This window comes from Nocardia sp. NPDC058480 (assembly GCF_042720495.1).
Classification (GTDB): domain Bacteria; phylum Actinomycetota; class Actinomycetes; order Mycobacteriales; family Mycobacteriaceae; genus Nocardia.
Window position 1 is genome coordinate 87,564 of the sequence record NZ_JBHXMN010000012.1, and the last position, 15,591, is coordinate 103,154.

The following is a 15,591-nucleotide window of genomic DNA, read 5'->3' on the forward strand; positions in this document are numbered from 1 at the left end:
AACGATTCGGTAAACCTCAATATGAGGGGCACTCATGTTTGAGAATCCGAGTAACAGGCCGGACCTGCGCGTTCAAACATGAGGATCCATCATGTTTCAGATGATTTTGGTACGGGCGTACGGAAATACTGGGCGGTAGCACTTGGCTGGACCGGAAACGTGAGGCTTTCCTCATGATTTTGTGCGATTGTGGCTCTCAACAGGCCCGAGGGGCTGCCGGAAACGTGTGCGTGCCGTCGGTGGGCGACACGCCAGGAGAAGGAAGTCGAGCGTCTTGACGATCAACGAGAGCACCGAAATCGGCACGGAAGCGACCACGAAGACGAATGGTCGTGGCCCGGCGAGGGGTGCGCGCGCGGCGCTGCTGGAGCAGCTGCGCAACGGGGCTGGATACGCGTTGGCGTTCGGTGGACAGGGTGCGCAGTGGCTGCGCGAGCTCGAGGAGATCGGGCGCGACAGCGCGCTGGAGCCCGAGCTGACCGCGCTGGTCAATGACGCGTCCGCGCTGATCGAGCCGGTTGCGACGCAGTTGCTGGTGGTGCGCCCCGGTGGTTTCGATCCGATGGGCTGGGTGCTCGAGAGCGAGCTCGACGAGCCGGAGGAGCCCTCCTCGGCGCCCGCGGACTCGGTGCTGCGGTCGGTGGCCGTTTCCATGCCGGGTGTGCTGCTGGCCCAGCTCGCCGCGACCAGGGCGTTGCGCTTGCAGGGTCTCGACCTGGCCGAGCACGCGCCCGTCGCGATCGTCGGACATTCGCAGGGACTGTTCGCCGCCGCGGCGGTCGAAGCGGGCGGCACGCGTGACGCGGAGCTGCTGGCCATCGCCCAGCTCGTCGGTGCGGCCGCCGGGCTCGTCGCGCGCAGGCGTGGACTGATGCCGGTGGGCGAGCGCTCGCCGATGGTCGCGGTGTCGAATGTGGATCCCGAACAGCTGCGGGCGATTGTCACCGAGGTCGCCGAAGGCGTTGATCCCGCGACCGCCGCGGTCGTGTCGATCCGCAACGGACGTCGGCGCGTTGTGCTCTCGGGTGCGCCCGCGCAGATCGATCGGGTGCGCACGCGTTGCGCGCAGCTGCACGACGAGCAGACCCGTGAGCGCGAGAGCAAGGCCCGCGGTGGCGCGGTATTCGCGCCCGTGTTCGAGGACATCTCCGTCGACGTCGCCTTCCATCACCCGGCGCTGGCCGAGACCGTCGAACTGGTCGCGGGCTGGGCCCGGCAGTGCGAGATCGACGCCGACCTCGCCGCCGCCCTGACCCAGCAGGTCCTCGTCGACCCGATCGACTGGGTCGCCACCGTCGACGCCGTGGTCGACGCGGGCGCGCAGTGGATCCTCGACCTCGGCCCCGGCGACCTGCTCTCGCGGGTGACCGGCGGATCGCTCAAGGGCACCGGTGTCGGCGTGATCGCCGCCGCCACCCGCGCCGGTCAGCGCAGCCTGCTCACGCCGGGTGCCGCGCCGGAGCCGTCGACGCCGTGGTCGGCGTTCGCGCCGAAGCCGGTGCGCCTGCCCAACGGCCGCATCGTCGTCGAGACCTCCTTCACCAAGCTCACCGGCCGCTCGCCGATCCTGCTGGCGGGCATGACCCCGACCACCGTCGACGCGAAAATCGTTGCGGCCGCGGCCAATGCGGGGCACTGGGCCGAGCTGGCCGGTGGCGGACAGGTGACCGAGCAGATCTTCGCCGACCGGATGACCGAGCTGCGCCAGCTGCTGCAGCCGGGTCGCGCGGTGCAGTTCAACTCGCTGTTCCTCGACCCCTACCTGTGGAAGTTGCAGCTCGGCGGCAAGCGTCTGGTGCAGAAGGCGCGGGCGGCGGGTGCGCCGATCGACGGCGTGATCGTCACCGCGGGTATCCCCGAACTCGATGAAGCCGTCGCGCTGATCGGTGAGCTGTCCGAGGCCGGCATCAGCCACGTCGCGTTCAAGCCGGGCACCGTCGCCCAGATCAAGGCCGTCCTGCGCATCGCCGACGCGGTGCCGGACTACCCGGTGATCATGCACATCGAAGGCGGCAAGGCCGGCGGGCACCACTCCTGGGAAGACCTCGACGACCTGCTGCTGGCCACCTACGCCCAGCTGCGCGGCCACGCCAACGTGGTGATCTGCGTCGGTGGCGGCATCGGCACCCCCGAGCGCGCCACCGACTACCTCACCGGCACCTGGTCCACCGGCTACGGCTACCCGCTCATGCCACTGGACGGTGTGCTCGTCGGCACCGCGGCCATGGCCACCCTCGAAGCGACCACCGCGCCCGAGGTGAAGCAGCTGCTCGTCGATACACCCGGCACCCCCGACTGGGTCGGTGCGGGTACCGCGAGTGGCGGAATGGCGTCCGGGCGAAGCCAATTGGGCGCCGATATCCACGAGATCGACAATGCCGCCTCGCGCACCGGCCGCCTGCTCGACGAGGTCGCAGGCGATGCCGACGCCGTGGCGAGTCGTCGCGCCGAGATCATCGCGGCGCTCGACGCCACCGCCAAGCCCTACTTCGGCGACGTCGCCACCATGACCTACCAGCAGTGGCTGGAACGCTATGTCTCCCTTGCCGTGACGAGTGACGTGCCGATCTCGTTCGATTGCGGCAGCGATATCGGTGACGCGATCCGCGACGCCACCCGCTCGGACTGGCTCGACATCAGCTGGCGCGACCGGTTCGCGGAGATGATGCGCCGCACCGAATCCCGGCTCAACCCGGCCGACAGCGGCGAGATCGAAACCCTGTTCGCCGACGACGAAGCCTTCGAGCACCCGGTGCAGGCGCTGTGCGCGCTGAAGAAGCAGTACCCGAGCGTCGCCGACGCCGTGCTGCACCCGGCCGACGTGCCGTTCTTCGTCTCGCTGTGCAAGACACCGGGCAAGCCGGTGAACTTCGTGCCTGTCGTCGACGCCGATGTGCGGCGCTGGTGGCGTTCGGATTCGCTGTGGCAGGCCCATGATCCGCGCTACTCGGCCGATCAGGTGTGCGTCATTCCCGGCACCGTCGCCGTCGCCGGTATCACCCGCGTGGACGAGCCGGTCGGCGAGCTGCTCGACCGGTTCGAACAGGACACCGCGTACAGCCTGGTCCGGGCCGGAGTCGTGCCAGAGGCAGTGGACGCGCGTCGCGTCGCGGGCGTGGTGGCGGGTCCGATCGACACCGTGCTCGCCGCCCCTGACGTGCAGTGGGCCGGGCGCACCACCGTCAACCCGGTGCACCGCCTCGGCGAGATCTCGGAGTGGACCATCGAGCAGGGGAGCGCGGTGCATCACAGCACCGGTGCCACCCTGACCGAAACCACCGGTCCCGAAGCCGAATTCGGCTATGTGGAGCTGACGGTGCCGCTCGCCCGCGACAACGTCCGGATTCGCATCACCGTGCCCGCGAGCGTGTATTCCGGTGGCGCGCCGGTGATCACCGAGGCGGATGCCGAAACCGCGATGTCGGCACTGCTCGGCGTCGCCGCCGGGAAGTCGCTGCCCGAGGTGAAAGCCGGTGTGGCACACCTCAACCTGGCCTGGATGCCGGATCTGATCGCCGACCACGCCGGTGTCACCGGCTCTGGCCTGCCCGACACGCTCAGCACCCTCGGCCGTACCGCTCCTGACGTGCTGGTCGGTGCCTGCTGGCCCGCGGTGTTCGCGGTGCTCGGCGCGGCCCGCACCCCGGTGGGTGGTTCTGTCATCGAGGGCATGCTCGACCTGGTCCACCTGGACCATCAGATCGACCTGCTCAGCGAACTGCCTTCGGAGACGAGCATTCTCGTCGTCCGTGCCGAGGGCGGCGCGGTGGTCGATACCGACATGGGCCGCGTGGTCGAGGTCGAGGTGCACGTCGGGCTGATCCTCGATCAGGGACTCGACGCCACCCCGCTGGCTCGTCTCGTCGAACGGTTCGCCATCCGCGGCCGCAACGGCGCGGGCGAGCTCACCGATCCGCCGCGCGCGGCCGGTGCGGTCTCCGACGGCGCGACCGACACCCCGCGCCGCCGTCGCCGCGATGTCAGCATGGCCGCCCCGCGCGCCATGCACGCCTTCGCCGCGGTCTCCGGCGACCACAACCCGATCCACACCTCCGACGCCGCCGCCAAGCTGGCCGGCCTCGGTAGCCCGATCGTGCACGGCATGTGGCTCTCGGCCGCCGCCCAGCACGCGGTAGTCGCGGTGGATCCCGAAAGCTCCGTTCCCGCACGCACTCTCACCGCATGGACCACCCGGTTCCTCGGCATGGTGCGCCCCGGCGCGACCGTGGACGTGCGGGTGGAGCGGATCGCGGTGGACGCGGGCGCCGAGATCATCGAGGTCTCCTGCCGCGTCGACGGTGACCTGGTCATGACCGCGACCGGGCGCACCGCCGCCCCGAAGACCGTGTACGCCTTCCCGGGTCAGGGCATCCAGCGCAAGGGGATGGGCCTGGACGCGCTGACCCGTTCGAAGGCTGCCAAGCGGGTGTGGGAGCGTGCCGACACGCACACCCGCGAAGCCCTCGGGTTCTCGATCCTGGCGGTGGTGCGCGACAACCCGACCTACCTCAAGGCGCGCGGTGTCGAACACCGGCACCCGGACGGCGTGCTGCACCTGACCCAGTTCACCCAGGTCGCCATGGCCACCCTCGGCGTGGCCCAGGTCGCCGAGCTGCGCGAAGCGGGCGCGTTCGTCGAAGGCGCGATGCTGGCCGGTCACTCGGTCGGTGAGTACAACGCCCTCGCCGCCGTCGCCGGTGTGCTGCCGCTGGAGGCCGTGCTGGAGGTGGTGTTCCAGCGTGGCTCGGCCATGCATGAACTGGTGCCGCGTGATGCGCAGGGCCGCAGCGACTATCGGATGGCTGCCATCCGCCCGTCGCAGATCGGGCTGCCCGACACCGAGGTGATCGACTTCGTCAATGGCATCGGCGCGGCGACCGGTGAATTCCTCGAGGTGGTGAACCTGAACCTGCGCGGCTCCCAGTACGCCATCGCGGGCACGGTCGCCGGGCTCGAGGCGCTCGAAACCGAAATCGACCGCCGCCGTGCGGAATTCGGTGGCAAGCGGGCCTTCATCGTGGTGCCCGGCATCGACGTGCCGTTCCACTCCTCGGTGCTGCGCGACGGCGTGCCGGAGTTCCGGCACAAGCTCGAGCAGTTGCTGCCCGCCGAAGTTCACCCGGAAGTCCTGGTCGGACGCTACATTCCGAACCTGGTACCCCGGCCGTTCTCGCTCGACCGCGCGTTCCTCACCGAGATCGCCGAACTCGTGCCGTCGGAGCCTCTGGTGGCCGTGCTGGCCGACTTCGACAGCTGGGCGCAGCGCGATGCCGAGCTGTGCCGCGTGGTGCTGATCGAGCTGCTGGCGTGGCAGTTCGCCAGCCCGGTGCGCTGGATCGAGACCCAGGACCTGCTGTTCACCGACACCGCGCACGGTGGTCTCGGTGTGGAACGGTTCGTCGAGATCGGCCTCGGCGCCACCCCGACCGTGGCGAACCTGGCCTCGCAGACGCTGAAGCTGCCCGCGTTCGGCGGGGCGACCGTCGAGGTCGTCAACGTCGAACGTGAAGCGGCCGTCGTCTACTCCACCGACACCGATCCGGCGCCGGTCGAGGACATCGACGACACCCCCGCCGAGGCCACGGCCGCGCCCGCCGCGGCACCTGTCGCTGCCGCCGCTCCGGTCTCCACCGGCGGCCCGCGCCCCGACGACATCGCCTTCAGCGCCGCCGACGCCACCCGCGTGCTCATCGCGCTGTGGACCAAGCTGCGCATGGACCAGATCGGCCCGGTCGACACCATCGAAGGCCTCTGCGACGGTGTCTCCTCGCGGCGCAATCAGCTGCTCGTCGACCTCGGCGCCGAACTCTCCCTCGGTGCCATCGACGGCGCCGCCGACGCCGACATGGGCGCACTGGCGGCCACCGTCGAGCGCCTGGCCCGCACCTACAAGCCCTTCGGCACCGTGCTCACCGACGCCATCGGCGATCACCTGCGCAAGGTCTTCGGCCCGTCGGGCAAGCGGCCCGCCGCCATCGCCGACCGGGTCAAGAAGGTCTGGGAACTCGGCGACGGCTGGGCCAGCCACGTCACCGCGGAGGTTTCCCTCGGTACCCGTGAAGGTGCCAGCGTGCGCGGCGGCGACCTCGGCGGTCTCGCCGGTGGTGCGCTCAGCGACGCGGCGTCGGTAGACGCGGCCATCGACGCGGCCGTGCAGGCCGTGGCCGCACGACGCGGTGTCGCGGTCTCGATGCCCTCGGCGGGTGGCGCGGCAGGCGGCACCGTCGACGCGGCGGCGCTGGGCGAGTTCACCGAGCAGATCACCGGACGCGACGGCGTGCTCGCCACCGCGGCCCGGGTCGTGCTCGAACAGCTCGGCCTCAGCGAGAAGATCAGCGCACCCGAGGCGACTCCCGATACTCTCGCGGACCTCGTCTCGGCCGAATTGGGTTCGGACTGGCCGCGTTTGGTCGCTCCCGCGTTCGATGCCCGCAAGGCCGTCCTCATCGACGACCGCTGGGCCACCGCCCGCGAAGACCTCGCGAAGATGTGGCTCGGCGACGATGCCACCACCGCGGAGCAGTCGATCGACGGTTTCGCCGGTGCCGGTGAAGCTGTTGCCGCCCAGGCGAACTGGTGGCGACAGCGGGCCATGCACGAGGCCCGTTCGGTGCTGGCCGGGGTGTACGCGCAGATCGCGAAGACCGCGCTCGACACCACCGAGCCGGGCCTGTGGTCCGAAGACCTCGCCGTGATCACCGGTGCCAGTAAGGGTTCCATCGCGGCAGCGGTCACCGGCAAGCTCCTGTCCGGCGGCGCGACCGTAGTGGTCACCACGTCGGGCCTCAACGACGAGCGGCTGCGGTTCTACCGCTCGCTCTACCGCGACAACGCCCGCCACGGTGCGGCACTGTGGGTGGTCCCGGCCAATATGGCCTCCTATCAGGACCTCGACGCGCTGATCGAGTGGGTCGGCACCGAACAGGTCGACAACGCGGGCGGCGCCAAGATCAAGGTCAAGGACGCCATGACCCCGACGATGCTGCTGCCGTTCGCGGCACCGCGCGTCGCCGGTGACCTCGCCGACGCGGGCGCCCGCGCCGAAATGGAAATGCGCGTGCTGCTCTGGTCGGTGGAACGGCTGATCGGCGGCCTGTCCGCCCTCGGCGCCGACCACGACGTCGACGCGAAACTGCATGTGGTGCTGCCGGGTTCGCCTAACCGTGGCCTCTTCGGCGGCGACGGCGCCTACGGCGAAGCCAAGGCCGCGCTCGACGCGGTGGTCTTGAAATGGAAGGCCGAGAAGTCCTGGGCCGCACGGGTGACGCTGGTGCACGCGCTGATCGGCTGGGTGCGCGGCACCGGGCTGATGGGTCACAACGACCCCATGGTCGAGGCCGTCGAGAAGGCGGGCGTGCAGACCTGGTCGACCGCCGAGATGGCCGACGAACTGCTCAAGTGGTGCACCTCGCGCGCTCGTCAGGTGACGATCACCGCCCCGCAGCAGATCGACCTCACCGGTGGCCTGGCCCGCGCCAAGCTCGACCTGCCCGCGCTCGCCAAGCAGGCGCAGGAGGCCGCGGCCGAGAAGATCGAAGAAGCCGCCACCACCGCGACCATCGCCGCACTGCCCGCGCCGCCGACCCTGAGTTCCGCGCTGCCCGTGCCCGATTGGGCTCCGGTCACCGCTGACCTCAGCGACATGGTCGTCATCGTCGGTGCCGGCGAGCTCGGCCCGTACGGCTCCTCGCGGACTCGCTTCGAGATGGAGGTCGAAGACCAGCTCTCGGCCGCCGGCGTGCTCGAGCTGGCGTGGACGACCGGTCTGATCCGCTGGGAGAACGATCCCAAGCCCGGCTGGTACGACACCGAGTCCGGCGACTTGGTACCGGAAGCCGAAGTGGCGCAGCGTTATCACGACACCGTCGTCGAACGCTGCGGTGTGCGCCGCTACGAAGACGACGGCGCCATGCTCGACAACGCGGCCCCGCTGCTCACCTCGGTGTTCCTCGATCAGGACCTGTCGTTCACGGTCGCCAGCGAGGCCGAGGCGCGGGCATTCGCCACCGCTGATCCCGAGCACACCGTGATCAGCCCGGTCGAAGGTTCGGGCGACTGGACCGTGACTCGTCAGGCGGGCACCGAGATCCGGGTGCCGCGCAAGGCGAAGCTGTCACGCGTGGTCGGTGGCCAGATCCCGACCGGCTGGGATCCCACCATCTGGGGCGTCTCGGCCGATATGGCCGCCTCGATCGACCGGGTCGCGCTGTGGAACATCGTCTGCACCGTCGATGCGTTCGTCGGCGCGGGCTTCAGCCCCGACGAGCTGATGAGCTGGGTACACCCCAGCCTGGTGGCCAACACCCAAGGCACCGGTATGGGCGGCATGTCCTCGATGCGCTCGCTCTACGTCGACAACCTGCTCGGCGAACCGCGCCCGAACGACATCCTGCAGGAGGCACTGCCCAACGTCGCCCTGGCGCACGTGGTGCAGTCCTACGTGGGCAGCTACGGCGCCATGGTGCACCCGGTCGCGGCGTGCGCCACGGCGGCGGTGTCGGTGGAAGAAGGCGTCGACAAGATCCGGCTCGGTAAGGCCGAGGTCGTGGTCGCCGGTGGTTTCGACGACCTGGGGATCGAAGGCATCGTCGGCTTCGGTGACATGTCGGCCACCGCCGACTCGGCGAGCATGCGCGCCAAGGGAATCAGCGACCGCTACTTCTCCCGCGCCAACGATCGTCGCCGCGGCGGGTTCGTCGAATCGCAGGGTGGCGGCACCGTGCTGCTGGCCCGCGGTGATGTGGCGGTGGAGATGGGTCTGCCGGTGCTCGGCGTCGTCGCCTTCGCTCAGTCCTTCGCCGACGGCGTGCACACCTCCATCCCGGCGCCGGGTCTCGGCGCGCTGGGTGCGGGGCGGGGCGGCAGCGAGTCGCGACTGGCGGCCGAACTGCGCAAGCTCGGCGTGACCCCCGACGACATCGCGGTGATCTCCAAGCACGACACCTCCACCGCGGCCAACGACCCCAACGAGTCGGAGCTGCACGAGCGGCTCGCGGGCGCGCTGGGTCGCACCGACGGCGCACCGCTGTTCGTGGTCTCGCAGAAGAGCCTCACCGGCCATGCGAAGGGCGGCGCGGCGGCGTTCCAGCTCATCGGCCTGTGCCAGGTGCTGGAAAACGGTGTGGTGCCGCCGAACCGGAGCCTGGACTGTGTCGACGAGAAGATGGCAGGCTTCCCGCACCTGGTGTGGGCGCGCGAGCCACTGCGCTTCGGTGAGAAGTTCGCGCTGAAGGCGGGCCTGGTGACCTCGCTCGGCTTCGGTCACGTGTCCGGCCTGCTCGCGGTGGTCCATCCGCAGGCGTTCCTGGCCGCGATCGAACCGGCCGCACGGGCCGAGTACCAGGAGCGGGCGCAGACGCGTCAGCTCGCGGGCAGGCAGCGGTTCGCCGAGGCCATGTGCGGCGGGTCGGCACTGTACGAGAAGCCCGCCGATCGCCGGCTGGGCGCGGACGGCACGCCGGCCAAGCAGATTCGTCAGCTCGAGGCCGACATGCTGCTCTCGCCGCAGGCCCGCCTGGACAGCGACGGTGTCTACAGTGCGAACGGATGGGGTTGCGGCACTGGGCAAATCGCTCCGCAGCCGACCGAAGCGTCGTAGGCTGCCGCTTCGTGACGATTCTCGGTATCGGCTTGGACTTGGTAACCATCTCCGAGTTCTCCGAACAGCTGAAACGGCCCGGGTCGACCATGCTCAGGGAGACATTCACCGCTGGTGAACGTCGCTACTGCCAGAGCAAGCAAACCGACCCGGACCGCAGCTTCGCCGCACGCTGGGCCGCGAAGGAGGCGGTGCTCAAAGCCTGGGCATCGTCTCGCTTCGCCCGCAGCCCACAGATCGGCGACAACCCGTATCCACTGATCGAAGTCGTCAACGACGCCTGGGGCAGGCCGAGCATCAAACTGCACGGTCTGGCCGCGGAGTTCCTGCCCCGCGTGCGAGTACACCTGTCGTTGACTCACGACGGTGACACCGCCGCGGCGATGGTGGTGCTGGAGGACCCAGGCGAGTTGGCTGACCTCATCGACGGCCGGGGCTAGAAATCGCGAACCGCTACTTCTCCTCGGCGGTTCGCGATTCCTTTTCCGCGACCAGCAAGTACGCCACCATCAGCCGCTTGAGTTCGGCGACCGCATCGGTGTTCGATTGATCTTCCTGCACCGAGAAATTCAGCATCGAATACACGACGTGCACCAGTACTTCGGCCATCATCGTGCGCCGGGCGCGCGGAGTGCGCGGCGTGAGCGGCCGCAGCATCTGCGAGACGACCGCGGCGAATTCTTTCTCGTGCAGCGCGCCCGTAGCCCGCGTGGACGGGGTCGACTGCATCGCCAGCCACACCTCGCGCCGGGACGGGTCGGTGGTCCACAGGTTCGCCATGTGGTCGACGAACTGGTTCATGTGCCGCAACCAGTCCAGCGAGGGCACTTCACCGTGGAAGTCGGCCAGCTCGCGGGAAACCGCAACCAGGTCTTGTCGATTGAGCTCGCAGACGATCACGTACTTGTTGGCGAAGAATTGATACAGGGTGCCGATCGGCACCTCGGCGCGCTGCGCGACCTCTTCGCAGGTGAACGATTCGAACCCCACCTCGACCAGCAGCTCGCGCGAAGACGCCAGCAGCGCGTCGAATTTGCGCTTACTGCGCTCCTGCGTCGGCCGCTTGCGCGGCATCAACTCCTGCGGGTCGTCCTGCAATTCCAGCGCAGGGTCCGGACGGCTCTGCGGTGACCGGGCCTGCGCGTGTACTTCCACCCATCCAGGCTAGCGGTATCCACACATCCGCGACACGCCTCTACCGACAGCGTGTCAACAACTGGCCGAAATCCCGACCCATCCATGCTCTGACCGGTGACGAATCATCAGATAAGTGTGCGTCTATCTGCACGCTTATTCGCGGTGATCTTCTCGCCGTACCCGTCTCGAAGGGCTGGGGACTGACGGCGAGGCTTGGTTGCTGTCACGGTTAGGAACTGTCCAGATCGCTCTGGCGTGGTGGCGTGTGTTGGTGACTGACGACGAAACCTGGGGAAGGAGTTGATCGCTGGTGGCTAGGTTCGACATCCCCGACGGATGGACAGTGCAGGCCTACCGGTTCGCGCTCGACCCGACCCAGCAACAAACCCCGATGCTCCGATCTCATTGCGGTGCAGCTAGGTTTGCGTTCAACCACATGCTTGCCTTGGTTACAGCGGTGTTGGATCAACGGGCCGCTGAACGCACGTATGGCGTCGCTGACACCGATCTGACCCCGTCGATCGGTTGGTCGCTACCCAAGCTCCGCAAGATCTGGAACCAGCGCAAGTTCGAGTACGCGCCGTGGTGGGCCGAGAACTCGAAAGAGGCCTACAACTCCGGACTCGATGCCCTCGCACGGTCCCTGGACAACTGGGCCGCCTCCCGAACCGGCCAGCGGGCAGGCAAACCGGTCGGGTTCCCGAGATTCAAGATCGCGGCCCGGTCCCGACGATCGGTCCGGTTCACCACCGGAACGATTCGGGTCGAACCCGACCGCCACCACATCGTCTTGCCGCGGGTCGGGCGGCTCAAAACGCATGAGTCCACCCGAAAGCTGGCCCGCCGTGTGGAGGCTGGCTCCGCGCGGATTCTGTCCGCGACTCTGTCACAGGATTCACGTCGCCGCTGGTATGTGTCGTTCCAGACCCTCATCGCGGCCAAGACGCGTCCCGGGCATGTGCCGCGGTCACCTGACCGAGTGGTCGGGGTGGATGTCGGTGTCAAAGCCGACGCTCTCATGGTGGTCGCGGCTGCTGATGGGCGTGAGTTGTGGCGGGTTCCTGCCCCGAAACCGTTGGCAGCGTCGCGGACCCGGCTGAGGGCGTTGCAACGCCGGGCCGCACGTCAACACGGCCCGTACGACTCGGTCACGAAAACAAGGCGGCTTCCGTCGAAGCGGTGGCAAGTCACCACAGCTCGGATAGGCCGTACTCACGGTCGCGCCGCCGCGATCCGTCAGGATGTTTTACACAAGGCGACCACGACCTTGGCCCAGCAATATCAGGTCATCGCCGTGGAGACGTTGAACGCGGCCGGGATGCGATCGGCGGGTGGTGACCGGAAGAAAGGTTTGAACCGGGCGCTCGCTGATGCGGCACTAGCGCAGATCCGGCAGATGCTCTCGTATAAGACCAGATGGTACGGGTCGGTCCTGGTGGAAGCTGATCGGTGGTTTCCGAGTTCGAAGACGTGTTCGGGGTGCGGTGGGCGAAAGCCAAACCTGACCCTCGCCGACCGCGTCTATGAGTGTGAACAATGCGGTGTGTCGATCGATCGTGATCGTAATGCCGCGATCAACCTCGCCAGACTCGGCGACACCCAGGCAAGCGTGGGTGAACAGGGTCCCGCCGACAGTGGGTCGGTGGCAGGACGTGGAGCCAGGCAGGAGACCGATCCCGCGCAAGCGGGAGACGCGGCCGGCTGTGAAGCGTCCACCCGGCTCTACACCGCCAGTGGTGGTGAGGCCGGGACCGTCGCCTCGGAAGGGATGGCTGCCTGATGGGCGCGCACGCATTTGCTCACCAAAAGGTAACGGAAGGCAAGACTTGTGGCAGCAGCAGGATCTGTGGTAACCCTCGGCGTCAGCACCGAGCGAGGAGCCGTGCACGCGGTGGCGTTCGCCGAATCGGGCGTCACTCTCACGGATCGGATGCTGCTGCGGCGCACCGTCCGTGCCAACGGCGACGGTAAGGCCGAAGTGGCGGTGGCGGTACACACCGCGCTCGACGCGATCGCCGCCGAACTCGATGACGAGCACGAGATCGCCGGGGTGGCGGTGAGTTACCGCGACGCGAATGAGCGGCGCGCGATCGTCACCCGGCTGGCGGAGACCGAATGGGGCACGGCCTCGCTGGTTTCGGCGAAGTCGGCGCATCTGTTCGTCGCGGGCGCGATGACCTGGCTCGACGAGTTCGAGAATCTGCTCGTCTACGAGGCGGTGCCCGGCTACCAGGCGATGACACTGATCGACCCGGGTCGTCAGCGTGTACTCGCCGCCTACTCGCAGACCGGCGCGCCAACGCCTGACGCGCTGCGCACCGGTGTGTCCGCGGCGTGGGACCAGTTCGAGGCGGCATCGGTGAAGCCCGGCGCGGTGGTGCTGGTCGGTTCGTCGTCGGACGCCCCCGCGGTGCGCGACGCGGTGGCCGGATTCGGGGTGCCGGTGCTGCCCTGCCGGTTGGCGCCGTTCGCGCCGGCCGCCGGTGCCGCACTGGTCGCGTTCGGCGACACGGTCGTGGTGCCGATCTCGACCGGCTCGCGGCCCAAGCGGGGGACCGCGATGGTCGCCGCGGCGGCGAGTGTGCTCGCGGGCGGGCTGGTCGCGGGTGGTTCGTATGCGGTGATGAACAGCGGGCCGCCGGTGGTCGACAACACCGCCGTGTCGTCGGAGCCCGGCGCCGCGTCGGCGCCGATGATTCCGCAAGCCCCCCAGACACACGAAGCCGCCGCGGCGGAGACCGGGTCGAGCGGCGGGCTCGGTTCCGGTAGCGGTTTGCAGGTGAGCCCGGCCGAGGAGTCGGCCACCTCGCCGTACGAGACGGTGTCGCCGAATCCGCAACTGGTGAATCCGGGCGAGTTCCCGCTCGGCTACCCGACCCAGCTGTACGGCGATGCACCGCAGGAGGATCCGCTGCCGCTCGAACCCGCTGTTCCCGGGGTTCCGCAGATTCCCGCCGCCGCACCGACTGTGCCCGGTACCGGAATTCCGCTCAGCATGCAGCCCGCGCAGGCGGGGGTGCCGGACGGCCCGTATACGGCGTCCGCCGACTGATCGGCTCGACTACGAAGGGGCAGCGCGTGCGCTGCCCCTTCGTCGGTTTCAGACCCTGGTGTGTCGCCGGTACAGCACGCCCGCCGCGATGTACCCGACGAGCCCGATGCCCGCACACCACAGCACCGCGAGCACCCAGCTGTTGCCGATCGGTGTGCCCATCAACAACCCGCGCAGCGTCTCGATCACGGGTGTCACCGGCTGATTCTCGGCGTACCAGTGCAGCCACGTCGGCATCGACGAGGCAGGCACGAACGCCGAGCTCACATAGGGCAGGAACATGAACACGAAGGTGAAGCCGTTGGCCGCCTCCGGGTTTCGGGCGAGCAAGCCCAGTGCGGCCGCCAACCAGGACAGCGCGAACACGAACATCGCCAGCACACCGAATACGCCCAGCCAGCGCAGCGGATCGGTGGTCGGGCGGAAACCGAGCAGCACCGCCACCCCGATCACGATCCCCGAGGTGATCAGATTGCGGATCACGCTCTCGGCGACGTGCCCGGTGAGCACCGCGGACCGGGCGATGGCCATGGTGCGGAACCGGTCGATAATGCCCTCGGCCACGTCGGTGGACAGTGCGACCGCCGTGGTGGACGCACCGAAACTCGCACACAGCAAGATGATTCCTGGCACCACGTAGTCGATGTAGGCGCCGGGGCCCACATCCATGGCGCCACCGAACACGAACACGAACATCAGCAGGATCATCACCGGCAGCACGACCGTCATGATCATGGTGTCGGGACTGCGCAGGGTGTGGCGGATATTGCGGTCCAGCATCGTGGCCGAATCCTGGAGTGTGCGGGTGGCATTCATGCGGCGACCTCGGTTCGTCCTGGCTGACCGGTCAACGCGAAGAACACGTCGTCGAGGTCGGGGGTGTGCACAGTCAGCTGCTCGATCGCGATCTCGAGTTCGGCGAAATGGTCGAGTAGCTGTTTGATCTCGACGGCGCTGCCGTCCGATGGCACCTGCAGGGTCAGCTGTTCGGGGTCGGCATGTCCACCGGAGCTGCTGTCGAGTGCTCGCGCGGCGGCGTCGAGTAGTCCGCGGTCGGCGAAGCGGAATCGGATATGTCCGCCCGGCACCAGGCGTTTGAGCTCCTCGGGCGTGCCGTCGGCGACGATGCGGCCGTCGTCGAGCACGGCGATCCGGTCGGCGAGCTGGTCGGCCTCCTCCAGGTACTGGGTGGTGAGCAGGATGGTCGTCCCCTCAGCCGCCAATTCCCTGATGGCAGCCCACAAGTCGCGTCTGCTGCGTGGGTCGAGGCCGGTGGTCGGCTCGTCCAGGAAGACGATGCGCGGCTTGCCCATCAGGCTCATCGCGAGGTCGAGCCTGCGACGCATGCCGCCGGAGTAGGAAGCGACCGGCTTGTCGGCGGCGTCGAGCAGATCGAAACGCCTCAGGAGCTCGGCGCCGCGACGCGCGGTTTCGGCCTTGCCGAGGTGCAGCAACCTGCCGGTGAGCCGCAGGTTTTCGGAGCCGGTGAGCACGCCGTCGACGGAGGCGTTCTGGCCGGTGACGCCGATCAGCCGCCGGATCGTATCGGGGGCTTGCAGCAGATCGTGCTCGAAGACCGTGACGTCGCCGCGATCGGGGCGGCCCAGGGTCGCCAGGATGCGGACCAGCGTGGTCTTGCCCGCGCCGTTGGGGCCGAGGAGGGCGAAGACGGTGCCCGCGCTGATGTCTAGGTCGAGGTCGTCCAGGACGACGTGGGCGCCGAAGGCCTTGTGAAGGTGGCGGATCGAGAGCGCGGGTGGTCGTTCGGGTGCCATGGGTTCTCTCCGATCGAGAAACTGTTTAT

The 15,591-nt window shown here is 68.6% G+C and carries 7 protein-coding genes; 4 read left to right on the forward strand and 3 right to left on the reverse strand.

What is annotated here, in order from left to right; genetic code table 11:
• Positions 1 to 274 precede the first annotated feature (274 nt).
• Together ACFWO8_RS24890 and ACFWO8_RS24895 are read left to right on the forward strand one after the other, a co-directional pair.
• Positions 275 to 9,598 (forward strand): fatty acid synthase subunit beta domain-containing protein, encoded by a 9,324-nt coding sequence (locus tag ACFWO8_RS24890; RefSeq protein WP_378963465.1) that lies wholly within the window; start codon positions 275 to 277, stop codon positions 9,596 to 9,598.
• An 11-nt stretch (positions 9,599 to 9,609) separates the two neighbouring features.
• Positions 9,610 to 10,038 (forward strand): holo-ACP synthase, encoded by a 429-nt coding sequence (locus ACFWO8_RS24895; RefSeq protein ID WP_378963466.1) that lies wholly within the window; start codon positions 9,610 to 9,612, stop codon positions 10,036 to 10,038.
• Positions 10,039 to 10,051: 13 nt separating this feature from the next.
• Here ACFWO8_RS24895 and ACFWO8_RS24900 read toward each other — a convergent pair whose 3' ends face one another.
• Positions 10,052 to 10,672: a TetR/AcrR family transcriptional regulator gene (locus tag ACFWO8_RS24900; RefSeq protein WP_082844012.1), complete on the reverse strand. Its 621-nt coding sequence runs from the start codon at positions 10,670 to 10,672 to the stop codon at positions 10,052 to 10,054.
• Positions 10,673 to 11,078: 406 nt separating this feature from the next.
• On the opposite strand from ACFWO8_RS24900, the gene tnpB reads away from it, so the two are divergent.
• Together tnpB and ACFWO8_RS24910 are read left to right on the forward strand one after the other, a co-directional pair.
• Entirely contained in the window at positions 11,079 to 12,515 is a 1,437-nt protein-coding gene (gene tnpB, locus ACFWO8_RS24905; RefSeq protein ID WP_378963555.1) for an IS607 family element RNA-guided endonuclease TnpB, read from the forward strand.
• 48 nt (positions 12,516 to 12,563) lie between these two features.
• Positions 12,564 to 13,787 (forward strand): hypothetical protein, encoded by a 1,224-nt coding sequence (locus ACFWO8_RS24910; RefSeq protein WP_378963467.1) that lies wholly within the window; start codon positions 12,564 to 12,566, stop codon positions 13,785 to 13,787.
• Between the two features lie 48 nt (positions 13,788 to 13,835).
• Here the strand turns inward: ACFWO8_RS24910 and ACFWO8_RS24915 are convergent, their stop codons facing one another.
• Entirely contained in the window at positions 13,836 to 14,603 is a 768-nt protein-coding gene (locus ACFWO8_RS24915; RefSeq protein WP_378963468.1) for an ABC transporter permease, read from the reverse strand.
• On the reverse strand, positions 14,600 to 15,562 hold the full coding sequence (locus ACFWO8_RS24920) for an ATP-binding cassette domain-containing protein (RefSeq protein WP_378963469.1): 963 nt from the start codon (positions 15,560 to 15,562) through the stop codon (positions 14,600 to 14,602). Before ACFWO8_RS24920 ends, ACFWO8_RS24915 begins: the two co-directional genes overlap by 4 nt.
• Between the last annotated feature and the right edge of the window lie 29 nt (positions 15,563 to 15,591).

Excerpts from the sequence above, each read along its gene's own strand:
- ACFWO8_RS24915 (WP_378963468.1), bottom strand. The coding sequence starts at position 14,603 with ATGAATGCCACCCGCACACTCCAGGATTCGGCCACGATGCTGGACCGC.
- ACFWO8_RS24900 (WP_082844012.1), bottom strand. The coding sequence starts at position 10,672 with ATGCCGCGCAAGCGGCCGACGCAGGAGCGCAGTAAGCGCAAATTCGAC.
- ACFWO8_RS24920 (WP_378963469.1), bottom strand. The coding sequence starts at position 15,562 with ATGGCACCCGAACGACCACCCGCGCTCTCGATCCGCCACCTTCACAAG.